This is a genomic window from Ruegeria sp. N11, assembly GCF_056531525.1.
The window spans coordinates 59,937-86,787 of record NZ_JBQFLX010000005.1 but is presented as its reverse complement, the minus strand read 5'-3'; the positions used below and the strand labels follow the sequence as shown (position 1 = coordinate 86,787).

Here is a 26,851-nt window from a genome sequence, read left to right as displayed (position 1 = left end):
CGGTCCTATCGCAAAGGACTCGTTGCATGTCACCTAAAGATTCGCTTTCGGCCCCCGTAAACGAACTGGATTTCGATCCGAATACGAAACCGACCCCAGAACAGTTAAAGGCGTGGAACGCCCGGGCGCTGCCGGTCACGAAACAAGATTTCCTGTCGACGATCTTCGACCCGGAAGTCATCGGCAAAGGCGAAACCGGGACATTCACCACCGCCCGCGAATGGGAAGACAGCGACGGCGTCACGCAACTGTCGTTCACAACGCGCCCGTTCGAACCGAACATGCGGATCAAAAAGGCGACGCACTTCAACGCCGGGCTGTATCGGATCGAAGCGGTCGACGAAAAGGGCAAAATCAGCCGGGTCGTCGACAGCCTGAACGCGACGGTCGCGATCATCGTGGACGATGTCGGCGAAAAGGCGAAGGAACTGCCGGTCAAACCTAGCTGGGTGATCGAAACCAAACCCGGCAGCTTCCAACACGGCTACATTCTGGAAGAGCCGATCACGGATCTGGATGAACTGGACCAGTTCCTGTTCAATCTCGGGGTTTATGGTTTCACCGATCCCGGCACCACGAAATTGAATCAGGTTTTCCGCCTGCCGGGATCTTTACCCCCGGGCAAACTCTGGCCTGCGCGCCTGCGGGTCTGGCAGCCCGATAACATCTACACGCTGGAACAGATCAAAGAGCGGGCGAAGATCACCGAATATTATCACCGCGAAGTCAGCGGCGGATCTATCGAACCGCTGCCCGAAGGGACTGACGTCGCCTGTCCGCTGACCGACTGGGTCTTCGAACAGGACTGGCACATCGGCCCCGGCCGCCGGGGTTTTGAGCGGATCACCTGCCCGTGGTGCGACGAACATTCAGACGGCCGCACAGAGGCCGGATTCCATCCACCGACACCGCTGGAACCATGGGTCGGCTTTACGTGCTTCCACGGCCATTGCAGGGACAAGCGTCACGGCCGGGAATTCATCGACTGGGCCGTCGAACAGGGCGGCCCCAGGGTGGATGTCGTCTACGGCGTTAAGGCCGATCTGGCGGACGCTGACGGCCTGTTCGGGGATCTGGGCGACTGGGCGGCGCTGTACGACTGGCGCGACAGCCCGACCGAACCGACCCCAGCGGAAAAGACGATGACATCCAGCGACCCGATCGAAGACCAGATGTTCGGGCAGATCCATGTCCCGTGTGACGGGCAGGAAGTGCTAGACTACCCGTCGCTGCTCACGATCGACGACGGGGTTTATGTCCCCGACTATACGATGGTGAACGTGCGCCACATCATGCGGGTGAACCACATCCGGTTCGATATCGACATGGTTTCGAAAAAGCTGGTCTGGCGCGTGACCGATGAGAATCCGGACCTGCAGATCCTGAACGACGAAATCGGGGACGACGGGATCACGCTGCGGGAAACGCTGAAAGACAAGCTGTCCCACACATACCGGAAGTCGTTCCCCCGGGCTGGGGTGCAAACGATGATCAACGCCATGTCCCCCGGGGAATACAGCCCGGCGGTCGAATGGATGAACAGCCTGCCCAAATGGGACGGGGTCAAACGGCTGGAAGACATGATCGATCGACATCTGCCGTCCGAACATCCGGACGCAACCCGGCGGATCATGCGGTCGTTCATCCTGTCGGCCGTTCAGGCCGCCCACAACAACCGGAAACGGTCGAAGCCGATCGAAGTCACCCCGATCCTGATCGGCCGTCAGGGGACGTTTAAAACGACGTTTGTCCGTGAGATTGTCCCGGAAGAATTCGTCCGGACCGGGCTGGCGCTGAAAGTCGGCGCGAAGACCGGGAACGTCGACGATCTGATCAAGGTTACCGGCTGCTGGATCGGGGAATTCGGCGAACTTGCCACGACGTTCCGGCAGGCGGACATGGAACACCTGAAAAACTTCCTGTCCGACACGCACGACATCTACCGCAAGGCATACCGTGCGGACGAAGCCAAGATCGCCCGGACCACGATCTGGATCGCGACATCGAACGACCGACAGGTCTTGCACGATGTCACCGGGAACCGTCGGTTCGGGGCGATCCACCTGATCGGGGACGCGATCCCGTTCACGGCCGACGATCGCGCGCTGCTGTGGGCAGAGGCGCTGACCCGCTGGCAGGCGGGCGAAGCGTTCCACCTGTCACCGGAAGATCAGAAACTGATCGCCGACGGGGCCAACGCCGAAGCGACCGAAGAGGACGAAGTCGCGATCGCCATGCTGGCGCGCTGGGGCGACTTCGACGATTTCAGCAAACCACTGATCCACGATCCGAACGCCAACGACTGCCCGGTCAAAGTGGGCAAGTCGTGGGTGCCGATGTCGGTCCCGGAAATCGAAACGCTGTTGATCGAAGACCGGGGGCGGAAATTCGACGCGCCGTCCGGGAAGATCAAAAGGCAGATCCGGAACTGGCTGGAAGATCGCGGGGCGGTGAAAGGCGACTATCGCCACCCGACCGAACGGGCGAAAACCGGGCGCGGATATAAAAAGGTTCAGGGGTATCGGGTGCCGGGTGAGAATAGCAAACCGGCGGACAAACTGGCCGAAGGTTGGGAAGTAATAAAGGGTGGGAAAACGCCCGACGAAGACGACGATCAACAGGCCGAAGAAAGCTGATATGTGTGGCGACGTTTTTGCCCGGGGCGCATGGGCAAAACGTCGCCACCACACAAACACACCCACAATAACGCCCATAAACACGCCTATAATCTAACCCACGTTTTTATGTAGGTTTTTGGGGTGGCGACGAAAAACGTCGCCACGCAGAAAAACGTCGCCACGCTTATCGCCACACATTATCTAAGTTTTTCATATACTTAAGCATGTGTGGCGGCGTGGCGACGTTTATTTCTATTAAAAAGGATAGAATGACTAATAGGGGGTATATGGGGGTTAGATACACGTAAGAGTGGGCATTTATCAGCTAATAGGAAAACAGCCGAAAAACGTCGCCACCGTCGCCACACCCCCCGGGGCGCGTGTGTACTGCCCCCGGCACGAAGAGGTCGAAGCGCACCAGATCCACGGCTGCGAAGATCTTATCCGATCGGGGTCAGGGGGGTGCTGCCCGTCACCCCTTTCGGTGATTGTGTGACGCCTGAACACTGACCGCTTTTTACACGTCGATCATTGTCCTGATGTCGTTCATGGCGGCGCGTGGTGTGGTCGAAGGTTCGATGGTCGATCGATGACCGGGCTGCGAAGAAACTTCGCAGGGGATACCCCCGGCCATGGGTCAGGGTGCCGATCGATTGTCAAATGGATGGGGACAGGGTTGGGGGTAGTCTGAAAGTATAGCGACGGCCTCGTGACCCCGCCGATCCCTTCAAGTTTTTTCGAATGGTCTACAGACCAACTTTTGGCACAAAAATCGGCACAAAGACGAAATCACCCATTTCGGGCAAAATAGGCCAAAATAGCCGGTTTTAGGGGGTATGCGACCGATGGGAAGAAAATCTGCGAGTAACGAAACGGCCGGGAAAATTATCGCGATCGAAGCGGCGCGAAATCTGCCCGAACCGCCCGCGCATTTATCCGATATTGCGGCCGGTCACTGGCGGATCTTTATCCGAAGTCGACATCCCGGTGACTGGACCGTCGCGGATCTTCTGAGTTTGGCCGATCTTTGTGAATTGCGCGAACTGCGGGATCAGATGAAACGGCTGGCCGACGACGAACCCGTCGAAACAACGAATTCCGGCACAACAAAAGTTTCCGGCTATCTGGCGGCGTTCAATCTGTACGACGGCCGGTATCTGGCCCTGATCAAACACCTGAAACTGGGAACCCAGATGTCCCCGGCGACACTGACGAACCGCGCCGCGACGATCATCGACGCCAAGGCGACCGAAGAACAAGCGGAAGAATCCGGCGGCCTTTTGGCGACCTAGCGTTTCGAATACTGGTTCCGGCGGTTCGGCGTGACCCGCAGAACCTGATCGACCGGCCAGCCTGCCGCGTCGAACGCCCGGATCTTATCCGACCACCAGTCGCCGTCGATCCCGATGCTTTCGGCGCAGGCCCGCGCCCCCGACGATTTCAAATAGATCCGCGACCGGGCGATTTCGGCCTGCTGCAGCGGTCCACCCCCCGCGCGATTGAACCCAACCGCACAGCGCAAGTGTTCATAGAGTGACGCAGCCCATAACGCCGCTTCGTTGGTGAAAACTGTCACGTTTCGGTTCCCTCAGTTTACGAATCCGTTTCGGAGTACGTAATAATATCAATGGGTTATGGCTTGATTTTGACGTCGATTCGCCCAAAGATCAATGAAACCGCCGTTGAAACGCGCATCATGCGCAAGTGGGGAAAATCGATGCACCAAGTATCATTCGGAACCGCCCTGACACGTATCCGCCAGATCGCGGGCAGTTCCCACATCACCAGATCCAGATCATCCGAATTGAGCCGGGCCGAAGAGGCCGCCACGGTCGAAGACGACCGCCGCGTCGCCCGGAAACAGCGGATCCGCGTCGCCCGCGAATTCGAAACCGGCCTGACGAAATTCGACGAAGAGGTCGAAGCGACTTTCGCCGCGATCGACGACTTCGACGCCGCCGCCGAAATCCTCACAAGCAAGGCCCCGCCGCCAGAACCGCCGGACACGCCCGCAGCGGCCGCTGCAGCGCGCCTGCTGCGCGGCTGGCGTATCACCGGCCGTAAAGCCGAAGACGCCGCCAGAATCGTCGATTTGGCGGCCCTGCTGCGCGAATGCGCCGACCGGGGGCGGAAGTCGCTGGCGACGGCGTCCAAACGCCGGGATCAAAGCGATCTGAACCTGAAAGAAACCCGGTCACTTTTGGCCCTGCATAGCGAACTGGCAAAAGCCGGGTTCGATATCGATGCACCCGGACCGGCAGCGGCGCGCGAAGCATATCGCAAAGCCGCGAATGAGCGCCGCAGCACGAAAGGACGCCCAGAATGAACCCGTTCGAAAAGTCACCCGGGACCGCCGCTGGCGGGATCACGCTGAAAGACAGCAGCGGCAAAGAGTGGACCGGGCCGGCGGTTCCGCTTCCCTACATCGAAGCGATGATCGACAGCCGGGTCAAACGCGCGATCGCCAAGGTCCAGAAAACGCATCTGGACGGGATGAAAACGATCGCCAAAGCGACAGCCGAACGGTTCACCGCGATCGAAGAATGCCTAGGCCGCGACCTGACCGAAACCGAAGCCGATCTGCGTCAGGCCGCGCAGAACTTTCTAGAGGAATGAACCAATGAACGATTTCGTAAAATCGAAGTTCAACGACCCCCGCTTGCAAGACCCGGCCAAGCGCCGGACAGCCGAAGCGGCGCTGGAAAAACACCTGTGGGCGAAGGCGTATGATTCCGCCGTCGCCGAAGTCGACGATCTGGGCGAAACGCAGAAAGCCCTGCCCGGTATCGTGCAGCGGCTGGAACGGCTGGAAGCCCGCCCGGCAAAAGCCGACGTGACTTTGCACCAGCCACCCGAAAAGCCGAAGCCAGTGACCCAGCGGGTTCCGAAGACGATCGAAATCATCGCCGCCACGGTCGTCGCAGAGATCCTGCGCCGCCAGCGCCAGATCGATCCGGACGAAACGATCAAGGCCGCATTCCCGGGCGTCAAAAACAAGATGGTCCGCGACCAGACCCGGGCCTATCACAAGGCCGCGTCGTCGACGGCGACCACGGTCCAGTCTGGCTGGGCCGAAGAGATTTCGGCATCGATCACCGGGCAATTCTGGGCGGATCTGGAAAACGTCAGCGTCGCAGCGGCGCTGCTGTCCCGGGGCTTTGCCCGCCCGATCGAATTCGGGCTGTCCAAGGCGATTTCGTTCCCGTTCCGGGATCCCAGCAAAAAGATCCCGGCCGCGTGGGTCGCTGAAAACGCGACCATCCCGGTCGACGAAGGGTCGTTCCTGTCGGTCACGCTGAACCGCTACAAAAAGGCGGTCATCACGGTTCTGTCCGAAGAGTTGATCAGCGCGAACAGTGTCGTCAACGCGGTCGAACTGGTCGGCGACCTGATGCGACAGGATCTGTCCGAAGGCATCGACGGCGATCTGCTGGACAACACCGGCGGCGTCGCGGGCGTCCGCCCTGCCGGATTGCTGAACGGCGCACCGACGCAGGCGTCCGCAGGCGCGACGATCGACAATATCCTGACCGATCTGGCCTTCCTGCGCGCCGCGATGTCCGACATCCGGGCGCAGAACCCGGTCCTGATCCTGCATCCCGATCGGGTGGAGAACCTGCGCCATAAGGTTTCGGACGGCGTCTTTCCCTTCCGGGGCGACATCGACGGCGGGCTGATCGGCGGAATGCCCTATATCGCCAGCCGCAACGTGACCGACAGCGAAGTCGTCGCGATGGATGGAAACCGCGTTTTCATCGATCTGGGGACACCCGAAATCAAGGTCAGCGAACACGCGACGCTGGTCATGCTGAACGCCGACGGGATCGATCCGAAAATGGGATCCGCCCCGGATCAAGTCGACATCGCCGGTTCGGTGAAGGTCAGCGACGCCGCAGGCGTCACAGGCGGCCCGGCAGCGGTCAAAAGCATGTTGCAGCAGTATTCGGTCGGCTTGAGGTCCGTTCAGCCCCTGTCGTGGGGATCTGTGGGCGTGGCGACCGCTTACGTTAGCGGGGTCGCTTGGTGATTGGACAGTTCCCCATATCCGGGGGACTTTCGGGGCGGAATAGCGCCCCGTTGCCCCGGCAGGTTCACACCGAAATTCGAGACGGTTCCGGGGCGCTGATCGGTTTCGCCGAAACACTGCCGGGGCAGCACACAAACTGGCTTTTCGCCGCGACGGTCAAAGCGCCCCAGCGCGAACAGATCGCCGCCGAAGCCGATCGATTTATCAAGGGGGCCTGACATGGACCAGAACGACACACAGACGCAGCAGGACGAACAGCCACGGGCGAAATGGCCGTCTAGCAAGTGGCACCAAGGGCCGGACGTTCCGGGCTTCTCTGACAGCACCCCGCCGCAGTCGGAAGAGACAAAGGCGAAGTTCAAAAAGAGCCGATGGGATCGATGACCGAAAACACTTATCACCCGGTTCACATTGTCTGCCCGTTCGATCCCGGAACGGCGGAATTCGACGCCTTCGACGCGGCGATCACGACCCGGGCTGAACAACTGGTCGACAACAGTCAGGACGACGTCGTCGGGATCCTGAACGAATGGGAATCGCAGGGCGTCGCCTTCACTGACGGCGACGCCATAGTCAGCCACGCGGTCGCCGAACTGCAGAACCGGCAAACGCGGGAATTGCAGGCATATGCCGAACATCTGGTCGCGAAACTGACCGGGGGTCCGATGCAATGACCGTCAAAGCAAAACTGGAACTGAGGGGGGCGGCCGAACTGCAAAGGGAAATGAACGCCTTTGGCGACAAGTTCGTCAAAAAGGCTGCCCAGAAAGGCGCGGTCAAAGGGGCAGCGCACCTTCGGACACAATTGCGTCGCGCCATGTCATCGCAGGGCCTGCGGATCACCGGCAAAGACGGCACCAAATACAACGCCGTGAAACTGATCACGACGAAGCGCCTGAAACGGCCGGTCAAAAACGCAGCCGGTGTTTACGGCTGGGGGTCGCGCGTTCGAACTGAAAATATCCTGTACGTCTTCGAAAAAGGCCGCCGGGCTTACACCGACAGCCTAGGCCGCAGTTTCCCGGCAGCGCCGCAGCTTTCCCGGTATCGGTTCTATTTCAGCACAGTCCAGCGCGAAGGCCCCGTCGCCCAGCAGATCTTAATCGATCACACCCGGGCGCAGCTACGCGAAGACTGGGCGCGGGTGTCGACCAAAGTGAACGCACTGAACAAAGCGCGCGGGGGGTGACGATGTCCAAAACCGGCGACGGCCAGAAAAACAAACTGATGAGATACCCGGATCGCCCGGGGCGATTGATGCCCGACCGGGATGAACTGAAAAAACGCGAATCTGATCTGCGCAGATCCGGCCTGAACGCGGCCGCCAATGCGGTCCGCCGGGAACTGGATCGAACCCAAAAGTAAACGCCGACCGGGGGGCGACCCGATCGGCGATCTGACGAACAGCAACACAACGAACGAAAAAGGAATGTTGCTGTGACGAACATTATCCCATTTCCACCCCGAACCAAATCCCGCGACGCGCGCGAAGATCTGATCGCCAGTATTCGCTGCGCGGTTCAAGCTGGATATGCCACAGCCCGGCAGGCGGCCGCGTACCGGCGTCTTTTCGGCGTCGATGAGCATCTGCTCAACTGGATCGACAAAAAGGCTGCTGGCGAAACGTGGCGGCGTCTGGAACGCGACTGGCATCCGGGCAAAGACCCTCGGGACGATCTGGCGGATCTGGCCGAGGTGAACGTCGCCGAAATGATCTTCGCCTTGGAAGGCGGGTTCCACAGTGAACAGAACTGACCCCGGATCGGCCCGGGATCGGCGTCGGCCTGTCAAGGTTTGGCTGTCGCTATTGCGGCGGTTAGACCTCTACTTCAACTTCTTCCATCAGTGGACGCTCGTTGAAACCACGACGATCGCAGAGTTGCTTACAAAGCTGCCTTACCGTCTTGGAGAAACCTGCTGTTCGCGTAGTGAACTCCAATGATTGCTTTTTGATGGTTGCCCTTTTTAAAAAGCCAATTTCACTGTGTCTGTTTGCGTAGCTGTATCGCGAGTGGATCAAAAAATATGCCTGTTAGACTGAGCCCAGGACAATCAGAATGGTTAGAGACGGTTGAACGATTGCTTAGTGCGGAATTTAGTTCAAACGAGAAGCAATCTATCGACCGAACACCATGGAAAGTTGACATTTAGCGGGTAAGTTGCGAACCTTATTGGGTTGCTACCGACATTCGATCAGTGGCTTCTAGACCTCGGGGTTTCCCGGAGAAGGTACACCAGTACGGTTCGCCCAGGCTGGAAATTTTTGAGATGAGTTTATGTTAATATTTTTTCAATTCCCCTTCGCGGACATGCGATCATTCATGTCACCATTGAGAGGGAAGCTTGGATTGCCAACTTGGCCAATGTTTCCTGTTTTTGGCAAGCAGAAACCCTTTGTGCGGCACTTCGGGCGCGCTCGGAGAAGAAATCGGGGAGCCGACTTCGCTTTTCTTGACGAGCAAGCCTTTTGCAATGCGTCGAAAGCGATAAAATTTCCATCGCTGCAAAAAGCGGATTATGGTTATCACCATCCCAATTTGGCATTTCGAAGATTATTTTATGACGGCCGTTGTGTTGGTCGAGTTGAAGTTGGATATGCGTATGACAGCCCTGGTGAAGGTACACGTTATTTACACTGGGACGATGGGTATCGAGATTCGCCGTATTACGAAATTTTGCCAACAGACCTTTTTCTCAAAGCCGCCACGATAGATACACAAGTTTACGATGCGAGAGCCAAAAAATACAGATCATCAGAAAAACTAATTTATCAAGGCCAACCACTTGCTGATCTTTTTCAGATATCCACATCAGCGAACGCCAACGAGGCCAACGATGAAAGATGTGTAGTTTCTGGCAATCCCTTAATCCTAATGGAATGTACCAGTGATGCATTCGACAAACTCCCAAGGAACTTCAATAAAGTAGATCCCGATGAAACAAAAGGTGTGCGTCTTGCGTATGGTCGGTCTCAGGGTTCGCTAACCGATGATATTGGAATTTGGTTTGTCGATTATGGCGATGCAAGTTTTGAAGCCGTTCGAAGCGTTCGCCTGTGTCTAGCGAGGCTACATGCAGAGCAGGAGGCACTGGCATCGGTGCTGTCGGGAATTCAATCAGGCAAGATTAGACATGAACCTAATACCGACCAGGGCAACGCATTAGAAAATTATCTTAATGAGGCAACGAAGAAGCTATCGAAGGCTTCAGCATTTGGGGTATCCAAATCCTCTATTGCGACCGCTATGCATGCCGCAGAAGTCACGGCTGTTGGTCAAAAAATCGAGTATCTTCGTGATGCTCTTGAGACCGCCCGCACTCAGGTCAAACGTAAAGTCGAAATTGCAGCGTTGGAACTAACGAAACGCCAAGTGACCAAAATTTTTACTTCGGAGGTAAATATGAACACCAAGACAATCAACATTGGTGCCGGAGCTCAGGTAAATGCTCCCGTAGTTGTCGCGGAGACAATTGAAAACAGCTTTCAAACAATTGACAGATCAAATGTTGGCACTGACTTGAAGGATGCTGTTTCGGCACTTCTTTCCGAAATTGCGCGAGCTAGCGAGCACATGAATAGCGACCAAGCGAACGAACTTGCGCGTGATGCAGAAACGCTAACAAAGGAGCTTGCCAGCGAAAAGCCAAGAGAGAGTTGGTACAATCTTGCTCTTGAAAACATCAAAAAAATTGCAAAAGACGTCGGCGATGTTGGAGTGCCAATTCTCAAGTCGGCGGCAGCTTTGGCACCTTTGATTGCGAAGCTGTTTGGGTAGGATAATTTCCGAGATCGATGGTTTTGCGATGCCGAATGTAAAACGCTTAGATGCGAGTTTCGCGTTTTTTGGGCTGGACCAAATAGATCAGCAGAACCAAATAGCGTATGCTGAGTTCGCTTCTGGAAAACACCACGCGTTTACCCCAGAAACCTTAACTTTGGACTCAACTCGGTCACCTGAGCATATTTCTCGGGGGACTAGTCGGATACGCTTAGCTGACATTCATGGTGAAATTTTTGGAATCCGACGGTGAACTGATACACCCAAGCAGTTAGCAAACGCTGGCTAACAATAAGGGCGCGGGCCAAGCCTTGGAGCGCCGGACCAAACAGACAGTCATTCGCTGCGCCCAGTCAAATGAGTAAGTTAGGCTTACAGCAGACCTGCTCTCCTTTGCTAACCAGGATGCACTTTCCAGAAAGTGCCGACCTTTTTTGAACAGTAGAAAACCGACGGCAATTTTTTCGTCGCTACTAAACTGGATGCGCCACGCTCAGCCTATATGGTTTTTTCATTCTCAGGCTGCGGAAAATCACTTTCCAAGAATTCCTTTGTCACCTTTGTGGTCTCCCTGACCCAATCGCGCACACCTAGAAGCATCGCTTGCATCTCCTCAACACTCGTTTCAGCAAACGCGACGACGCCAACGCTGTCTCCCTTCTCCACAACATGGCGCTGTATCAGGGCATCCAAACGTCCATGAACTGCCCCGGAGAGATTGCGGAATACCGTCTGGTATTCGTCCTCAAGCCCGACCTGTTTGAACTTATCAAGAACACTTATTTTGCGAGCGCCTTTAGACTTAAGTTCCGCGATCTGTTTCTGATGTTCCGCAATAACTTCTTGGACGTCGTCAATTCTTCCAAGCGGCGCAGTGTAGGGGTTTCCCGCAACACCTTCTTCAATCTGTTTCAGCCAATACTTCGCGTCTTCCAATCTCATGCAGTCAACGTAGTCTGGGCTGTCGGCAAGCATTTTAACGTCAACCATGCCTTCCAGAACTTTGCGGGCGATCAGATTTGCGTCATGCCCCTTCTTATGCTTTGCCAAAAGCACGACGGCATGGGCCGATTCTACTACATTACAGGCCATCGTCATTATCAGCTGATGCCGCCAATAGGTTGGTTCAAATTTAAGTTTTTCCAAAACCGGAACGCATTCTTCTAAGATTACGGTTTCCAGTTGCTCGACAGTAATGTGAATCGTCATGTCTTCCTCGAATTACCATTAGATGGGTAAGAAGATGGGTAAGGTGGCTTGCGAAAGTAAAAACTTATTAAATTCATAGATATATGAAATGTAGTGGCGGAGAGACAGGGATTCGAACCCTGGGTGGGCTTGCACCCACAACGGTTTTCGAGACCGCCCCGTTCGACCACTCCGGCACCTCTCCGCGGGGGTCTGTGAGGGGGGGATTTAGTGAGGAACGCGCAGGGGTGCAAGCGGAAAATTCCCGAATTTCGAATTGGACTGATTTTCCATTGCCTGTCATTCTAAATCACCTAGGCTCTTACTCATGATGAAGCTTGTTCGAAACGTCCTTCTGTCCGTGCTGATGCCGTTGATTGCGGTGGCAGCTATGGCGCAATCGCCTTCTGCTGCCAGCAGGGACCGGATTGAGGCCTTCCTGACAACGACCGGGTTTGATGTTGCGCTGGAAAGTATAGCTCTGACGTCGGCGTCAGCCCCCAAAATGCTTGGTATCGATCCTGAGGGGTTCGGATCGGACTGGACGCGCCTGGCGGAAGAAGTTTTTGACCTCAAGGATATGCACGAAATCGCCGTATCAATCCTTGAACAGACGTTGAGCGACGACTCGTTGAACCACGCCGTAGAGTTTTATGCGTCGGACCTCGGCCGACGGCTTGTCGAGGCTGAAAATGCCTCTCATCTGTACGAAGACGAGGACGACAAACAAAAACAGGGGCAGGAGATCATTTCAGAGCTTGTCAAAGACGGCTCGCACAGGGTCGAAACCCTGAAGCGCATGAATCGTGCCGTCGATTCAAGTGGAACCGCCCTTCGTGCGCTGCAGGAAGTGCAACTGCGCTTTCTTTTGGCGGCCAGCGCGTCTGGAGTTATCGACCTGCAGTTCAGCGCCGATGAATTGCGGGAAATGCTGCGCCGTAACGAAAGTGGGATGCGTCAGGCGATGCAATTGTCGGCTCTGGCAGGCGCCGCATATACTTATCAGGACTTCTCGGACGAGGATGTCGAAGCCTACACAAAAGCTCTGGAGCATCCGCAAATGCAGGAAGTTTATGAGCTGCTGAATGCAATCCAATACGAAATCATGGCCATGAAATTCGAAATTCTGGCGGCCCGGATGGCAGAATTGCATCCAGCTCAGGATATCTGATGCGTCTTGTTATTGGATTACTTATTGGACTGTTTGCATGCGGAACGGTCGCTGCATCCGAAAAGGTGGATCAACTTGCCGAGGCATTGCAGCTGAGCCAAATCATGGAGATCCTTCGGAAGGAAGGTCAGGCGCACCGGCAGGAACTGGATGAAACCCATCTGGACCAAAAGGGCGGCTCATTCCTGGAAGCGCAAGTCGAGGATATTTACGACACCGTCTGGATGCAGTCCCAGATAACCTCGGCCCTGACCGAGAATCTGACCAGCGTTCAGATGGATCAGGCTATTCTGTTTTTCGAAAGCGCTGTCGGCAAAACTGTGGTGTCACTGGAAAACTCGGCGCGGGATGCAATCTCGGACGAAACGATCGAGGAGATGGCCCGGCACGCGTATGAAAATGAGCCCCGCGACGACAAGTTCTTCAAGTTGGTGGATGAGTACATTCAGGTCAATGACCTGATCAATCAGAATGTTCAGAACTCTCTCAGCGCTGATTTCTTTTTCTTTCGCGGCCTTGATCTGGAAGAAAACCAGGATGACGCCGAACTCTGGGCCCAGCTATTGGCGCAGACAAAGGAAAGGACTGAGGATGCTACCGTTTGGCTCTATTCCTTCCTTCTTCTGGCCTATCAACCCCTGACCGAGGCGCAGATGCGAGAGAACATCGCCTTTTCCCGTACTGACACAGGCCGAGCCCTGAACAAGGCGCTGTTTACGGGCTTTGACCAAATGTTTGACGAGATTTCGTATCAACTGGGCAGGGCGGTTGCGCACTCGATGAGGGCATCTGATCTTTAGCACCGCATTGGTGTTGACTTTCTCGGGCAATCTATGGATAAGCGCGCATCCCGGCCGGAATCTCCGCGCCGGGTCTCGTTATTATTTGACCTCAGGGTTTTGCCCTAGGTCGTCACACAGCCCGAAAAGGGCGCGCTGTTCGAGGTGGCTTCGGCCAAAACGCCCACAAGGGGACCACAGAACGCGGTATGGAAAAGGAAAGACGCATGTTTGCGGTCCTCAAGACTGGCGGCAAGCAGTACAAAGTTCAGGCGGGCGACGTGCTCCGCGTTGAAAAACTGGCTGCCGACGCAGGTGAAAAAGTTCAATTCAACGATGTTCTGATGCTGGGCGGCGACGCTCCGGTTGTCGGCGCACCGTTCATCGAAGGCGCAGGCGTTCAGGCCGAAGTGATCGAACAGGTCAAAGGTGACAAGGTCATCAAGTTCGTCAAACGCCGCCGTAAGCACAGCTCGAAGCGTACTGTTGGCCACCGTCAGAAACTGACTCTGGTCAAAATCACCGACATCCTGGCGTCGGGCGCTGACAAGTCGGGCATCAAAGCTGCAACCGGTTCCGTTCCGGCTGGTGAAGCTGCTCCGGCGGCAAAAAAGCCTGCCAAGAAAGCTGAAGCCAAAGCAGAGGCACCCGTTGCGGCTGCTGCCGCTGACGATCTGACCCAGCTGAACGGTGTTGGTCCTGCCGCTGCCAAAAAGCTGGCCGAGGCCGGTATCGAGAGCTTTGCCGCTCTGGCCGCCTTGTCGGACGAGCAGATTGCTGCTATCGAAACGGTCAAAGTGAAACCCGAATGGGTTGAGCAGGCCAAAGAGCTGGCCAAAGGCTAAGGAGAGAGAGAATGGCACATAAAAAAGCTGGCGGTTCCTCCCGTAACGGTCGCGACTCAGCAGGTCGTCGCCTTGGCGTGAAACTCTATGGTGGTCAGGCCGCCATTGCAGGCAACATCATCGTGCGTCAGCGCGGCACCAAGTTCTGGCCGGGCGAAGGCGTAGGCATGGGCAAAGATCACACCATCTTTGCAACTGTCGATGGCGCCGTGAAGTTCCACAAGGGCCTCAAGAACCGCACCTTTATTTCGGTCCTGCCAGTGGCGGAGGCCGCAGAGTAAGCCGAAACCCAGAAGGTTTAATAAAAAATTCATGGGGGACCGGCAGAAAATGCCGGTCCCTTTTTCGTTTTAACGCAGTCGTGATCACAAGAACCGATGACAGTCGCCACCACCAGTTTCTTGATCTTTGCCGCCAGTCAGGTCGGTACGCCGGGACCGGCCAACATGGTCCTGCTCGGAACCGGTGCGCGTTATGGCTTTCGGGCGGCGTTGCCGTTTGTGGCCGGCGTCATCTTGGGCAAACAACTGATCATTTGGCCCGTGGGTTTTGGACTGCTGCAATTGGCTGAACAGGCGCCCCTGGTGTTTTCAGTCCTGAAATACGCTTCAGCGGCCTATATTTGCTGGCTTGCGTGGAAAATTGCGAACTTGCGTCTGTCGCGTGGTCCTACGCGTAAAGCCGCTCCGGGGTTCTGGGCGGGACTGATTGTTCACCCGCTGAATCCCAAGGCCTGGGCAATGATCGTGGCCGGGTTTACCGGTTTTGTTGCTGCCGGAACGTCGAGTTTTGACGCGACGCTCACGATCGCTCTCTGCTTATTGTCCTGCCAAGTGATTTTGCACCCGATCTGGACATTTGCCGGAGATAGAATTGCCCATGCGGTTGAAGGTCGCCCGGTGGAAAAATATCTGATGTGGACGTTGGCGAGTTTGACAGTCGCGTCCGTATTTTTTGTGTTGTTCGGAGGAGGAACGAACTCATGAAGCTTGAGACTATAATCAATCAGCCGGTCATTGAAACCGAGCGGTTCGATCTGCGCCCGCTGCGCAGGTCGGATATGGGTCTCATCGAGTATTATGCAGGCGAAAAACGCGTGGCGCGCATGACGACGTCGATCCCGCACCCGTTGCCGCCCGGCTCGGTCGAGGCATTTGTGACCCGCTCAATGGCTGACGACCGCGACGAGGATGTCTGGGCCATGGACGCCACCAAGGACGGCGGTCCTGAGCTGATCGGTGTGATCTCACTGATGCGGCTGGATCGCAATCAGTCCGAGGTCGGATATTGGGTCGCGCCCCTGTATTGGAACACTGGCATCGCCTCTCAGGCCGTCGAGGCCCTGGTCAATGCCAACCCGCTCGAGAACGCCACCATGTTCGCCAGCGTGTTTCAGGACAATCCGGCTTCGGCCCGGGTGCTGACACATTGCGGGTTCCAGTATCTGGGTGATGCGGAAAGCTATTCGGTGGCGCGCGACGCGAATGTGCCCACCTGGACATACAGCAAAAAACTCTGACTTGTGGCCGATGGGGCCTTTGCAGTAGGGGACAGTCATGAAATTTCTCGATCTTGCAAAGGTCTACATCCGGTCCGGGGCCGGCGGTGGCGGGTGCGTCAGCTTTCGGCGCGAAAAGTACATTGAATACGGCGGTCCCGATGGCGGAGACGGCGGTAAAGGCGGGTCTGTCTGGGCCGAGGTCGTGGACGGGCTCAACACCCTGATCGATTTTCGCTATCAGCAGCATTTCTTTGCCAAGAACGGTCAGCCCGGACGGGGGCAGCAGCGCACCGGCAAAGATGGCGACGATATTGTTTTACGGGTGCCCGTCGGCACCGAGATTCTGGACGAAGATGAAGAAACGGTAATCTGCGACCTGACTGAGGTTGGCCAACGCGTACTGTTGGCCAAGGGCGGCAATGGTGGCTTTGGCAACCTGCACTTCAAATCGGCCACAAACCAGGCGCCACGACGGGCCAACCCAGGGCAGGCGGGTATCGACCGCACGATCTGGTTGCGGCTGAAACTGATCGCCGATGTGGGGCTGCTTGGGATGCCCAACGCCGGAAAGTCGACCTTTCTGGCGGCAACGTCGAACGCGCGCCCAAAGATCGCAGACTATCCCTTCACGACACTGCACCCGAACCTGGGGGTCGTGGGCGTCGACAATGTGGAATTCGTCGTGGCCGATATTCCTGGCCTGATCGAAGGTGCCCATGAAGGGCGCGGGATTGGCGACCGCTTTCTGGGCCATGTCGAACGGTGCGCGGTTCTGCTGCATCTGGTTGACGGAACCTCGGAAACTGTGGCCGAGGATTTTCGCACCATCATTCACGAACTCGAAGCCTATGGTGGCGAACTGGCGGAAAAGCCGCGCATCACCGTGCTGAACAAGGTCGACGCGCTGGATGCCGATGAAACGGAAATGGTCAAGGCCGAACTGGAAGAGGCGGTCGGCGGCCCCGTCATGACCATGTCGGGCGTCGCGCATCTGGGTGTGACCGAGGTGCTCCGCGCCCTGAGAACGCAGATCGACGAAGACCGCCTGCGCCAAAAGCCCAACGAGGAGGCACAAGCTTGGCAACCCTGACCACTGCAAAACGTTTGGTTGTCAAAATCGGGTCCGCATTGCTGGTGGACCGCGAGACGGGCCTGCTTCGATCCGAGTGGCTACGCTCTCTGGCCGAGGATGTGGTCTGGCTCAAGAATCAAGGGACGGATGTCATTCTGGTGTCCTCGGGCTCAATCGCTCTGGGGCGTGGCGTGTTGGGCCTGCCTATGGCCAACCTGCCATTAGAGCAGTCGCAGGCCGCTGCTGCTGTCGGTCAGATTCGGCTGGCCCGCGCGTATGAAGAGGTTCTTGCGCCTCATGACATCAAAACCGCTCAGGTTCTGGTAACGCTGGAAGACAGCGCAAACCGGCGCCGTTACCTGAATTCGCGGGCGACGCTTGAGACGCTGTTGAGCCTGGGCGTGGTCCCGATCGTCAATGAAAACGATACCGTTGCAACGGATGAAATTCGCTATGGCGACAATGACCGTCTGGCCGCGCAGATTGCTGTGACGGTTGGGGCCGACCAGCTGATTCTGTTGTCTGATGTTGACGGGTTCTACACCGGAAATCCCAACGAAGACCCGAAGGCGACCCGCTATGACGTGATCGAACAGATCACGCCCGAGATTGAGGCCATGGCAGGCGATGCGGGTTCCGGGTTGTCAAAGGGCGGTATGAAGACGAAACTGTTGGCTGGCAAGATGGCGATCGCCGCCGGCTGCGATATGGCGATTACTGAAGGTTCCCCGCTGAACCCGCTGAAAACGCTCGAGAACGGTGCAAATTGCACATGGTTCACGGCGACTTTGGATCCGCACGCCGCGCGCAAACGCTGGATTTCGGCGATGAAGCCGCGCGGAGAGATCAAAGTGGACGAGGGGGCAGCGCGTGCGCTGGCCAACGGCAAAAGCCTGCTGCCAGCAGGTGTTATCGAAGTAACCGGTGATTTCGGGCGTGGCGATCCCGTAGCGATTCTGGATCCCGTGGCGCGGCGTCTGGCCCAGGGCCTAAGCCGTTACACTGCGCAGGAAGCCGATGCGATAAAGGGGCGCAAATCTTCGGAAATCGAGGCGACGCTCGGTTATCCGGGCAGGGCCGCCCTGATCCATCGCGACGATCTGGCACTATAGTGACGTTCCACAAAACGCAGAACACTCGGACCCGAAAGGCACAAGACATGAAGGATTTCGACACCATTCCCGCCCTGATGGCCGATCTCGGGAAACGTGCCAGGGAAGCATCGAACGCGCTTGGGTTTGCCAGCGCCGAACGTAAACACGCTGCGCTGATTGCAGCCGCCGACGCGGTTTGGAAAAACCGCGCGCAGATCATTGAGTCCAACCGGAAAGACCTGGAGTTTGGTCGTGAAAAGGGCCTGAGCGCCGCCATGATGGACCGCCTGATGCTGGATGAGGACCGTGTCCGCGGCATGGTTGACGGTTTGCGCGCCGTCGCTGAACAGGCAGATCCCGTGGGCGAAGTTCTGTCTGAATGGGATATGGCGTCGGGTCTGAATATTCAGCGTGTGCGCACACCGCTTGGCGTGATCGGTGTGATCTATGAAAGCCGGCCAAACGTAACCGCCGATGCCGGTGCACTTTGCCTGAAATCCGGCAATGCCGTGATTCTTCGGGGCGGTTCCGAGAGCTTTCACTCGTCGACAGCGATCCACGCCTGCCTTGTCGAGGGGCTGAAGGCCGCCAACCTGCCCGAGGACGCGATACAGTTGATCCCGACCCGGGATCGAGCTGCGGTTCAGGAACTGTTGACCATGACCGATTACGTGGATGTCATCGTCCCCCGCGGCGGCAAGGGTCTTGTCGGGCTGGTGCAACGCGAAGCACGTGTGCCTGTTTTTGCGCATCTCGAAGGCATCGTTCACATCTACGTGGACAAGGCAGCCGATCCCCAAAAAACGCGGGATGTGGTCCTGAACGCCAAGACGCGACGCACCGGCATTTGTGGCGCTGCGGAATGTCTTCTTGTTCACGAGGACGTTGCGAAGACACTGGGACGCGACGTTGTATCCGCCTTGATGGCTGCCGGTGTCGAAGTCCATGCCGAGGGCGATCTGGCCATCGAAGGCACAATCGCCGCGACCGATGAGGATTGGGGCAAGGAGTTCCTCGACAGCATTATTGCGGCAAAACCGGTTGCCGACATCGACGCGGCCATCGCGCATATCCGGGCCAATGGCTCAAACCATACCGATTGCATCATGACCGAGGACGCCAATGCCGCCGCGCGTTTCTTCGAGCGGTTGGACAGTGCCATTCTGATGCACAATGCCTCAACTCAGTTTGCCGACGGCGGGGAATTCGGAATGGGCGCTGAGATCGGGATTGCCACCGGCAAGATGCATGCACGCGGCCCGGTGGGGGCCGCGCAATTGACCAGCTTCAAGTATCTTGTGCGCGGGAACGGGACGACCCGAACCTAAAAGCGCAAAACCACGCGGGTTGCGGCAGTTTCAACCGCGATCCGCCGCCCCATGGCCGCCGAAGTTTCATGCAGCAAGGCAAACTGCACCTGAGCTGGTGTTATCTTGCCGGGAAAACGACCGGTCGCGACGTGTTTCCACAGATTGCAGTCGATATTCAGTTTGTCCGCGTTCCCGGCCACGGTCCATTTCCCGTCATGCAGGGAAATCTCGACCTCGCCTCCCATAGGCATTGCACTTTCGCAGCACATCAATGCCAGAAAGGTGAGTTTCACCTGATTGCGGGGTACGGGTTCGCCCAGGGTCCAATTGATCCGTACGCGGCCGGCGCGTTCGATATCCCGTAACAGATCTGCAATTTCGGTTCGTCCAAGCGGCTGGTCGCCCGCAGCGCCGAACGCCACGCGGAAAAAGCGAATTCTGGTACCGGCGCTGCCGACGCTGCCGGAAATCAACTCCATCTCAGGACCTTGCACGCTGCCAACCATCTCAAGCAGTTCCAGCCCGTTGGTGATCGCACCTATAGGGCTGATCAGATCGTGACAGATCCGGGAACCGATCAACTCGGCCAGGTTGACGTCCGTGCCGCCCATGCGTACCTCCTGCTGTATCTGCCGCCGGACCGGAGCCACCGCATGACAGACCTCAATGCTATTCTTGCGCCGGGCATGTATGTCCGCCACCCGGATTTCCCCGATTGGGGCATCGGACAGGTTCAGTCCAACATCGCAGGCAAGATCACCGTGAACTTTCGCGAGCAGGGGAAAGTGGTGATTGACGGGACACGTATTGCCCTGGTGCCGGTCTTTGATCTCTGAAACTGGTTTAGGAAAAGTTAACGGAACCTGCCAGAGCAGCGCATGTTGCTAAGCCGCAAAAAACTGCTGTATCAGGCGGACCAGTACCAAAAAGGATCAAACATCGCACATGCCCGACGCAGGCCCTTCCTTCACAGTCAAACTTGCCGAAAACGAGGCGGAGCTTCGGGCGGCGCAGCGGCTACGCTATGACGTGTTCGTGCGCGAGTTGGGCGGCGGTGGGCGGATGGTTGACCATGATGCCGGTTTGGAGCAGGACAGCTTCGATCCGCATTTCGATCACATGCTGGCTTATGACGATACGACGGGCGAGGTGATTGGTGTCTATCGGTTGTTGCCCGGTGATCGGGCCGCTGAACTGGGGCAGTTCTATTCGGAAGATGAATATGATCTGACTGTCCTGAAAGAAAGCGGGCGCAAGCTGCTGGAACTTGGGCGATCGTGCCTGCACCCCGATTACCGGGGCGGCACGGCGATGTATTACATCTGGAATGGACTTGCGAAATACGTTGAAGACCGCAACATCGAAGTTCTGTTTGGTGTCGCCAGTTTTCACGGCACGGATGTTCAGGCACTTGCTCAACCCCTGTCGATGCTGCATCACAACCATCTGGCACCACCTGATCTGCGGGTACGTACCCAGCCAGGTGTCTTTCAGGACATGAACCTTGTCGCCCCCGAGGATCTGGATCGGCGCGCTGCCGTAGTCCAGGTGCCGTCACTTATCAAGGCTTACCTAAGGCTGGGCGGATTTGTGGGCGAGGGGGCCTTTATTGATCATGCCTTCAACACCACCGATGTCTGCCTGATCCTTGACACAGCCCGCATGAACGAGCGTCAAAAGCGCATCTACAGTGGGGCGTAATCCTGTGAACGACCCGCTCTGGAATAGCGAGGATGCGCCGGATCCCATCCGATTGGGTCTGGGCGGTTGGCTTCTGGTGATCCTGCGCGGGCTGCCTTTAGCGATTTTGGTGTTTGGTGGTCTGATCATCCTTTTGGCCCTTCGTCTGATCGAACGACCGCTTTACGGCATTCGAAGGCCGGTTACACCTTTCATCACCCAGTTCGTCTGCAGGAATGCATTTCGAATACTCGGAATGGGATATCGAACATCAGGCGAATTGATGCGAGAACAAGGCGCGGTTGTGGCTAATCACACCTCTTGGCTGGATATTTTCGCACTCAATGCGCGCAAAAGGGTCTACTTTGTATCCAAGGCCGAAGTTGCCAAATGGCCCGGCATTGGGTGGCTGGCCCGTGCAACCGGCACCGTGTTCATTGAACGTGACCGCAAGAAAGCGCGCGAGCAGACCAAGGTGTTCGAAACCCGACTGAAAGCCGGGCACAAGCTGTTGTTTTTCCCCGAAGGCACCTCGACTGACGGTTTGCGTGTTTTGCCATTTAAAACAACACTTTTCGAGGCATTCTTTACAAAAGAATTGCGAGAGTTCATGTATGTCCAGCCGGTCACGGTGGTTTTCCATGCACCGGATGGGCGGCCTGCGCGTTTCTATGGCTGGTGGGGCGACATGGATTTCGGACCGCACCTTCTCAAGACACTCGGCGCACGCAAGCAAGGCTCGGTTGAGTTGATTTATCATGCCCCCGCAAAAGTCAGCGACTTTGAGAACCGCAAGGCTTTGGCTGCACATTGCGAGGAGGCGGTTCGGCACGCACATAGCCTGGCGCGGCTCGAAAAATAAGGGCGAAAGACCCTTGCGCTGCCACTCAACCTGCCGTATACGCGCGCCATTCAAACCCGCAGGCGGGGTTTGGCCTTTTTGAGGGAGACATCCTCATCAAGACCGCCGGTTGGAGCATCCGCTTCTTTCACCCCCGCCGAGGCGTAAACCGGAAAAGGAAAGTAAAGCATGGCTCTTCCCGAGTTCACCATGCGTCAGCTGCTGGAAGCTGGCGTTCACTTTGGTCACCAGACACAGCGTTGGAATCCCCGCATGGGCCCGTTCATCTACGGCTCGCGCAATGGCATCCACATCATGGACCTGACCCAGACCGTTCCGATGCTGGATCAGGCTCTGCAGGCTGTTCGTGACACCGTCGCAAAAGGTGGCCGCGTTCTGTTCGTTGGCACCAAGCGTCAGGCTGCTCAGCCGATCGCTGAAGCCGCTGAAAAGTCGGCGCAGTACTACATGAACCACCGCTGGCTGGGCGGCACCCTGACCAACTGGAAAACCGTTTCCCAGTCGATCAACCGTCTGAACCAGATCGACGAAGCAATGGAATCGGGCGCCGAAGGCCTGACCAAGAAAGAGCGTCTGGGCATGGAGCGTGACCAGTCCAAGCTGCAGGCTTCGCTGGGCGGTATCCGCGAGATGGGCGGCGTTCCTGATCTGCTGTTCGTCATCGACGTCAAGAAAGAAGCACTGGCCATCGCCGAAGCCAACAAGCTGGGTATCCCGGTTGTGGCAGTTGTCGACACCAACTGCTCGCCCGACGGCGTTGACTACATCATCCCCGGCAACGACGACGCTGCACGCGCAATCGCTCTGTACTGCGATCTGGCCGCACGCGCCGCACTGGACGGCATGACCGCTCAGATGGGTGCTGCGGGCGTTGACCTGGGTGCGTTCGAAGAAGCTCCGGTTGAAGAAGCCGTTGCTGAAGAGGCCGAAGCAGAAGCACCTGCTGAAGCGTAAGCTGCCCGTCACCAAAATGACATATGGGGCAGGGTAGACCTGCCCCAATTCCGTTTGAATTGAGGAGAGCCAAAAGATGGCAATCACAGCAGCAATGGTTAAAGAACTGCGCGACTCGACCGGCGCAGGCATGATGGACGCAAAAAAAGCGCTGACCGAAACCGGCGGAAACATGGACGAAGCCGTTGACTGGCTGCGCACCAAGGGCCTGGCCAAAGCGGCTAAGAAATCTGGCCGTACCGCGGCAGAAGGTCTGGTTGCAGTTCACGTGGACGGTGGCACTGGTGTCGCTGTCGAAGTGAACTCGGAAACCGACTTCGTTGCGAAGAATGGCGAGTTTCAGGAAATGGTTGGCAAAATCGCCTACGCCGCCGAAGGCGTGGACAATGTCGAGGCGCTGCTGGCTGCTGATCTGGGCGGCAAGACCGTTGCCGACACGCTGACCGACAAGATCGCCACCATCGGAGAAAACATGTCGGTTCGCCGCATGGCCAAACTGTCGGGCGACACCGTTGTGTCTTACGTGCACAACGCTGCCACCAATGGCATGGGCAAAATCGGTGTTCTGGTTGCTCTGACCGGTGGTGACGAAGCAATCGGCAAACAGGTTGCAATGCACATCGCAGCTGTAAACCCGGCGGCCCTGTCCGAAGATGATATGGACCCGGCTGTTGTCGAGAAGGAAAAGCAGGTTCAGATGGACATCGCCCGCGAATCCGGCAAGCCCGAGCAGGTGATCGAAAAGATGATCGTAGGCCGCATGAAGAAATTCGTCGCGGAATCGACTCTGCTGAACCAGCAGTTCGTTGTGAATCCTGACCTGACTGTTGAAGCCGCTGCCAAAGAAGCTGGCGCGACCATCACCGGCTTCGTCCGTCTGGAAGTGGGTGAAGGCATCGTTGTCGAAAAAGAAGACTTCGCAGCCGAAGTGGCCAAGGCTGCTCAGGGCTGAGAATGCGGGGTATCAACAGATACCCCCACTAAGAATTAGGAACCGGTTACGTGAAAGCGTGACCGGTTTTTTGTATTCCGGATGCACGTACGCAGAACGCTGCCGACTACCGCAAAATTGCAGAAAAGGCTGATTGAGGGGCCCCGCATGATGGGGATGGTCGAGGCCCCCCAAAATTTCCGACTCAACTACGTGGACTAATAGACGCATTTGAGTCAGAGCGACCGGAGAGCCCTGGTATTGCAAAGATCCGATCAATTGTTCCCTGGCTAAAGCCACCACTCACGGAACACTCTCACTTTGCAACTTATGGTAAGGATTCGGAAAGTCATGTTTTCCTTACCTAAGGTAAATTGACGCAGTTTAGCGTCAAAATTGACGCGTTATGCCTCCATAACGAACATCTGGTTCTGCAGCGAAGCTTTCAGGACAGCCTGCGCTGTTGTTTCAACTGCAAGTGACTCGCGCGCGAGCCTGAGGTGCTTTTCTACCGTCGCTGAAGTCAGCCCCATGAGCAGAGCAATATCCTGCGTTGTCTTGCCATCGCCGACCCATTGCAGCGCCTCACGCTGGCGCTTTGTCAGGGCCCGGTTGGGGGCGTGATAGGGCAGTGTCAGGATCTTCAGATGGGCGACATTGTTCATCAGCAGAATGTCTTCGCCGTGCTCTTCCCATATCGCGTCAACATCATCCTGGCTTAGATCACTACCGGCCGCCAAAGAGATTGCACCCTTGGTGCGCATCGACACAGAATTGAAGCTGACAGTATATCCGGCGACAACGCCCATGGACTTGTTGAAATCCAGAACCTGCTTCTCCTGAGGGGACAACGAACCGTTGCTCTGCGAAGATTGTGCCAGATTCCAGCTTTGCGCACCCTCATTGTTCAGCGCCCATTTCAACATTGGCGCATGGAAGTACAGTCCACCCTGCAAAAACCCATCCAAGTACGCCCGGCCATGGTTTGTGAGGATGACAAAGTCTTCGGGGTCTCCCAGCGACGTTTCTGTCCGGAACAACGTGTAGCCGTACAAAAGACGCTCGAACCCGAACTCAGCCATTTGACGGCAGTGCGCGTCCCATAGCTCTTCCAGAGTTTTCGTATAGCTCAGGAAATGAAGATATTCTTTCAGGTTCACGCCGCGCCACCTCCGTCATTGAGATGCGAAGCCAGCGCATCCAAAGCCAGCACATAGCTTTGCGCCCCAAATCCGCAAATCTGACCAAGCGCCGCCCTGGCGATGTAGGACTTGTGGCGGAAGGATTCTCGCGCATGAATGTTTGACAGGTGGACTTCGATCGTCGGCAGCTCGACCGACGAAATCGCATCCAGCAATGCAATTGAAGTGTGCGTATAGGCGCCAGCGTTCAGTACCAGCCCTTCATAAACCCCACGCGCCGTGTGGATGGCGTCAACAAGCGCGCCTTCGTGGTTGGACTGAAGATGTGATACTGACAGCCCAATCGACTTTCCATGCGCTAAGCACAGATCTTCGACGTCTTTCAAAGTGACGCTGCCATAAATCTCAGGTTGCCGCGTACCCAGCAAATTGAGGTTTGGCCCATTTAATACCAGAATTTTGCGCATTATTTTACTGTCCCCATAACAGTTTGATAAACGTGAAATGGGGAAGATGTCTACATGCCATTGTTGTATTAAAATATGTAATAACTCCGTTACGATACATACAAAACGGCGGCCGACACCTGCACTGGCTGGTTGGAGCAGCGAAATCCGCAATACAACACAGGTTTGGAAACACATGTCACGTCAGTCGACACTTGGCCCTGACAGGACGCAACACATCCGCCACTGGATGCAACGCTATGTCGATCAGCGCAAATACGCGGGTTCTTCGTTGTTGCTGATCCGGGGCGGTAGAGAGGCGTTTTTTCATACCTGCGGGCATCGGGACCTTGCGCGCGAACTGCCTTTTGAACGTGACACGGTGGCTCGAATTTATTCCATGACCAAACCGATCACGTCCGTCGCCATCATGATGCTGGTTGAACGCGGTTTGTTTCCTCTGAACGCGCTGGTATCTGACTTTTTGCCCGAGTTCGCGGATATGCAGGCGCTTGTGTCTGACGCAACAAGGATTGATCATACAGAACCTGCCACGACCCCGACGGTGCACCAGCTACTGACACACACAAGTGGCCTTAGCTATTCCTTTAACCCCGGAATACTGCCGGAAGCCATGGAAGCGCAAGAACTATTTTTCAAGCCGGATCAGGGCGTTCTGGCGGATAACGTAACAAAACTTGCTACCCTGCCACTGGCGTTCCAACCAGGGACCAGGTGGGAATACTCCGTCGCGACGGACGTTCTTGGCCGGATCATTGAAATCGTATCAGGACAGTCCTTGGACGGGTTCTTTCAGCAAAATGTTTTTGACCCATTGGGCATGACAAAGACCGGTTTTTCAGTCCCACAGGGAGCATCTAGCAGATTTGCGTCGCTTTACACCCCCTTGGCTGGCGACGCCATGGCGCTCAATTCCGCCGATGTCGGGGAAAACAGCCTGCGGCTTGTAGACGAAGCCGGGAAATCTCCGTTTGAACGCGCGACGATGTATTCCGGAGGTGGCGGTCTGGTAAGCACGATCGATGACTATGCCCGTTTCGCGGAAATGCTGCGAAATCGGGGGCAGGGGAACGGCTACCGCCTGTTGGGCCCCAAGACCGTTGAGTTTATGATGCATAACCATTTGCCGGGTGACATCGCATCGATGGGCCCACGCAGTTTTGCGGAACAACCGATGGAGGGAACGGGGTTTGGACTTGCGGGCGCTGTTGTTATCCAGCCAGGTCGCACCCGGGTGGCCGGGTCCCAAGGGGATTTCAGTTGGGGCGGAATGGCTTCTACGTTTTTCTGGATAGACTACCAGAACAATCTGACTTCGGTGTTCTTCACGCAGTTGTCTCCGTCCAGTTCATACCCGTCCCGGGCCGAGCTAAAATCACTGGTTTTGGGTACAATCATTGAATGACCGGTCGGCGACTGTTACTTCGCCTG

General features: G+C 56.5%; 31 protein-coding genes and 1 tRNA gene. 25 read left to right on the top strand and 7 right to left on the bottom strand.

What is annotated here, in order from left to right; all coding sequences use genetic code 11:
• The first annotated feature begins 26 nt into the window (after positions 1-26).
• Both ACR0J8_RS06865 and ACR0J8_RS06860 read left to right on the top strand, forming a co-directional pair.
• Positions 27-2,636, top strand: coding sequence for a VapE domain-containing protein (locus ACR0J8_RS06865; protein ID WP_480889316.1), 2,610 nt, complete (start codon positions 27-29; stop codon positions 2,634-2,636).
• A gap of 827 nt (positions 2,637-3,463) precedes the next feature.
• The gene (locus ACR0J8_RS06860; RefSeq protein ID WP_480889315.1) at positions 3,464-3,910 is read left to right on the top strand and encodes a hypothetical protein; all 447 of its coding nucleotides are present in this window, start codon (positions 3,464-3,466) and stop codon (positions 3,908-3,910) included.
• Here the strand turns inward: ACR0J8_RS06860 and ACR0J8_RS06855 are convergent.
• Positions 3,907-4,194 (bottom strand): hypothetical protein, encoded by a 288-nt coding sequence (locus tag ACR0J8_RS06855; protein WP_480889312.1) that lies wholly within the window; start codon positions 4,192-4,194, stop codon positions 3,907-3,909. The genes ACR0J8_RS06860 and ACR0J8_RS06855 overlap by 4 nt on opposite strands.
• 141 nt (positions 4,195-4,335) lie before the next feature.
• Between ACR0J8_RS06855 and ACR0J8_RS06850 the strand changes: the two genes are divergently transcribed.
• The 3 genes from ACR0J8_RS06850 to ACR0J8_RS06840 are packed head-to-tail and all read left to right on the top strand — an operon-like array spanning position 4,336 to position 6,645.
• Entirely contained in the window at positions 4,336-4,944 is a 609-nt protein-coding gene (locus ACR0J8_RS06850; protein WP_480889310.1) for a hypothetical protein, read from the top strand.
• A complete protein-coding gene (locus tag ACR0J8_RS06845; protein ID WP_480889307.1) occupies positions 4,941-5,234 on the top strand; it encodes a hypothetical protein in 294 nt (97 codons plus the stop codon). Before ACR0J8_RS06850 ends, ACR0J8_RS06845 begins: the two co-directional genes overlap by 4 nt.
• 4 nt (positions 5,235-5,238) lie before the next feature.
• On the top strand, positions 5,239-6,645 hold the full coding sequence (locus ACR0J8_RS06840) for a phage major capsid protein (RefSeq protein WP_480889305.1): 1,407 nt from the start codon (positions 5,239-5,241) through the stop codon (positions 6,643-6,645).
• Here ACR0J8_RS06840 and ACR0J8_RS06835 read toward each other — a convergent pair.
• Positions 6,621-6,866: a hypothetical protein gene (locus tag ACR0J8_RS06835; protein WP_480889302.1), complete on the bottom strand. Its 246-nt coding sequence runs from the start codon at positions 6,864-6,866 to the stop codon at positions 6,621-6,623. The two genes, ACR0J8_RS06840 and ACR0J8_RS06835, sit on opposite strands and share 25 nt — an antisense overlap.
• 159 nt (positions 6,867-7,025) lie before the next feature.
• Here ACR0J8_RS06835 and ACR0J8_RS06830 point away from each other — a divergent pair, with 159 nt between their 5' ends.
• From ACR0J8_RS06830 to ACR0J8_RS06810, 5 genes are all read left to right on the top strand, one after another.
• Positions 7,026-7,319: a hypothetical protein gene (locus ACR0J8_RS06830; protein WP_480889299.1), complete on the top strand. Its 294-nt coding sequence runs from the start codon at positions 7,026-7,028 to the stop codon at positions 7,317-7,319.
• On the top strand, positions 7,316-7,834 hold the full coding sequence (locus tag ACR0J8_RS06825) for a hypothetical protein (RefSeq protein ID WP_480889296.1): 519 nt from the start codon (positions 7,316-7,318) through the stop codon (positions 7,832-7,834). The genes ACR0J8_RS06830 and ACR0J8_RS06825 overlap by 4 nt, the downstream gene beginning before the upstream one ends.
• Before the next feature lie 2 nt (positions 7,835-7,836).
• Entirely contained in the window at positions 7,837-8,010 is a 174-nt protein-coding gene (locus ACR0J8_RS06820) for a hypothetical protein (protein ID WP_480889293.1), read from the top strand.
• A gap of 72 nt (positions 8,011-8,082) precedes the next feature.
• Positions 8,083-8,400, top strand: coding sequence for a hypothetical protein (locus ACR0J8_RS06815; RefSeq protein ID WP_480889292.1), 318 nt, complete (start codon positions 8,083-8,085; stop codon positions 8,398-8,400).
• 608 nt (positions 8,401-9,008) lie between these two features.
• Positions 9,009-10,421 (top strand): hypothetical protein, encoded by a 1,413-nt coding sequence (locus tag ACR0J8_RS06810; protein ID WP_321253302.1) that lies wholly within the window; start codon positions 9,009-9,011, stop codon positions 10,419-10,421.
• Between the two features lie 501 nt (positions 10,422-10,922).
• Here ACR0J8_RS06810 and ACR0J8_RS06805 read toward each other — a convergent pair.
• Together ACR0J8_RS06805 and ACR0J8_RS06800 are read right to left on the bottom strand one after the other, a co-directional pair.
• Complete coding sequence (locus ACR0J8_RS06805; protein ID WP_321253304.1) at positions 10,923-11,633, bottom strand: DUF5677 domain-containing protein; 711 nt, start codon at positions 11,631-11,633, stop codon at positions 10,923-10,925.
• Positions 11,634-11,727: 94 nt separating this feature from the next.
• Positions 11,728-11,817 (bottom strand) — tRNA-Ser (locus tag ACR0J8_RS06800).
• Between the two features lie 123 nt (positions 11,818-11,940).
• On the opposite strand from ACR0J8_RS06800, the gene ACR0J8_RS06795 reads away from it, so the two are divergent.
• From ACR0J8_RS06795 to ACR0J8_RS06755, 9 genes are all read left to right on the top strand, one after another.
• Positions 11,941-12,783: a DUF2059 domain-containing protein gene (locus ACR0J8_RS06795; protein WP_480524066.1), complete on the top strand. Its 843-nt coding sequence runs from the start codon at positions 11,941-11,943 to the stop codon at positions 12,781-12,783.
• Positions 12,783-13,583, top strand: coding sequence for a DUF2059 domain-containing protein (locus ACR0J8_RS06790; protein WP_480524068.1), 801 nt, complete (start codon positions 12,783-12,785; stop codon positions 13,581-13,583). The genes ACR0J8_RS06795 and ACR0J8_RS06790 overlap by 1 nt, the downstream gene beginning before the upstream one ends.
• Before the next feature lie 206 nt (positions 13,584-13,789).
• Positions 13,790-14,407 (top strand): 50S ribosomal protein L21, encoded by a 618-nt coding sequence (locus tag ACR0J8_RS06785; protein ID WP_321252996.1) that lies wholly within the window; start codon positions 13,790-13,792, stop codon positions 14,405-14,407.
• Between the two features lie 11 nt (positions 14,408-14,418).
• Positions 14,419-14,688, top strand: a complete 270-nt coding sequence (gene rpmA / locus ACR0J8_RS06780) for a 50S ribosomal protein L27 (RefSeq protein ID WP_010440093.1) — start codon at positions 14,419-14,421, stop codon at positions 14,686-14,688.
• Positions 14,689-14,784: 96 nt separating this feature from the next.
• Entirely contained in the window at positions 14,785-15,393 is a 609-nt protein-coding gene (locus ACR0J8_RS06775) for a LysE family translocator (RefSeq protein WP_480524069.1), read from the top strand.
• Positions 15,390-15,926 carry a GNAT family N-acetyltransferase gene (locus ACR0J8_RS06770; RefSeq protein ID WP_170615047.1) on the top strand — a complete coding sequence of 179 codons (537 nt, stop codon included), beginning with the start codon at positions 15,390-15,392 and terminating at the stop codon, positions 15,924-15,926. Before ACR0J8_RS06775 ends, ACR0J8_RS06770 begins: the two co-directional genes overlap by 4 nt.
• A 37-nt stretch (positions 15,927-15,963) precedes the next feature.
• Positions 15,964-16,998 (top strand): GTPase ObgE, encoded by a 1,035-nt coding sequence (gene obgE / locus ACR0J8_RS06765; RefSeq protein WP_480524071.1) that lies wholly within the window; start codon positions 15,964-15,966, stop codon positions 16,996-16,998.
• Positions 16,986-18,092: a glutamate 5-kinase gene (gene proB / locus ACR0J8_RS06760; protein WP_480524073.1), complete on the top strand. Its 1,107-nt coding sequence runs from the start codon at positions 16,986-16,988 to the stop codon at positions 18,090-18,092. Before obgE ends, proB begins: the two co-directional genes overlap by 13 nt.
• Positions 18,093-18,139: 47 nt before the next feature.
• Positions 18,140-19,402, top strand: a complete 1,263-nt coding sequence (locus ACR0J8_RS06755; protein ID WP_480889286.1) for a glutamate-5-semialdehyde dehydrogenase — start codon at positions 18,140-18,142, stop codon at positions 19,400-19,402.
• Here ACR0J8_RS06755 and ACR0J8_RS06750 read toward each other — a convergent pair.
• Positions 19,399-19,995 carry a histidine phosphotransferase family protein gene (locus ACR0J8_RS06750; protein ID WP_480524076.1) on the bottom strand — a complete coding sequence of 199 codons (597 nt, stop codon included), beginning with the start codon at positions 19,993-19,995 and terminating at the stop codon, positions 19,399-19,401. The two genes, ACR0J8_RS06755 and ACR0J8_RS06750, sit on opposite strands and share 4 nt — an antisense overlap.
• 42 nt (positions 19,996-20,037) lie before the next feature.
• Between ACR0J8_RS06750 and ACR0J8_RS06745 the strand changes: the two genes are divergently transcribed.
• The 5 genes from ACR0J8_RS06745 to tsf all read left to right on the top strand — a co-directional run bounded on the left by ACR0J8_RS06745 (position 20,038) and on the right by tsf (position 23,832).
• The gene (locus tag ACR0J8_RS06745) at positions 20,038-20,220 is read left to right on the top strand and encodes a DUF3553 domain-containing protein (protein ID WP_480889283.1); all 183 of its coding nucleotides are present in this window, start codon (positions 20,038-20,040) and stop codon (positions 20,218-20,220) included.
• Positions 20,221-20,329: 109 nt separating this feature from the next.
• Positions 20,330-21,085 (top strand): L-ornithine N(alpha)-acyltransferase, encoded by a 756-nt coding sequence (olsB, locus tag ACR0J8_RS06740; protein WP_480524078.1) that lies wholly within the window; start codon positions 20,330-20,332, stop codon positions 21,083-21,085.
• Complete coding sequence (gene olsA / locus ACR0J8_RS06735; RefSeq protein ID WP_480889280.1) at positions 21,075-21,926, top strand: lyso-ornithine lipid O-acyltransferase; 852 nt, start codon at positions 21,075-21,077, stop codon at positions 21,924-21,926. Before olsB ends, olsA begins: the two co-directional genes overlap by 11 nt.
• 168 nt (positions 21,927-22,094) lie before the next feature.
• A complete protein-coding gene (gene rpsB, locus ACR0J8_RS06730; protein ID WP_170615039.1) occupies positions 22,095-22,880 on the top strand; it encodes a 30S ribosomal protein S2 in 786 nt (261 codons plus the stop codon).
• 76 nt (positions 22,881-22,956) lie between these two features.
• Positions 22,957-23,832, top strand: a complete 876-nt coding sequence (gene tsf, locus ACR0J8_RS06725) for a translation elongation factor Ts (protein ID WP_170615038.1) — start codon at positions 22,957-22,959, stop codon at positions 23,830-23,832.
• A 383-nt stretch (positions 23,833-24,215) separates the two neighbouring features.
• Here tsf and ACR0J8_RS06720 read toward each other — a convergent pair whose 3' ends face one another.
• Together ACR0J8_RS06720 and aroQ are read right to left on the bottom strand one after the other, a co-directional pair.
• Positions 24,216-24,971: a LuxR family transcriptional regulator gene (locus ACR0J8_RS06720; RefSeq protein ID WP_170806349.1), complete on the bottom strand. Its 756-nt coding sequence runs from the start codon at positions 24,969-24,971 to the stop codon at positions 24,216-24,218.
• Positions 24,968-25,420, bottom strand: coding sequence for a type II 3-dehydroquinate dehydratase (gene aroQ / locus ACR0J8_RS06715; protein WP_480524082.1), 453 nt, complete (start codon positions 25,418-25,420; stop codon positions 24,968-24,970). The genes ACR0J8_RS06720 and aroQ overlap by 4 nt, the downstream gene beginning before the upstream one ends.
• A 175-nt stretch (positions 25,421-25,595) precedes the next feature.
• On the opposite strand from aroQ, the gene ACR0J8_RS06710 reads away from it, so the two are divergent.
• Positions 25,596-26,825: a serine hydrolase domain-containing protein gene (locus ACR0J8_RS06710; protein WP_480889275.1), complete on the top strand. Its 1,230-nt coding sequence runs from the start codon at positions 25,596-25,598 to the stop codon at positions 26,823-26,825.
• Positions 26,826-26,851 lie beyond the last annotated feature (26 nt).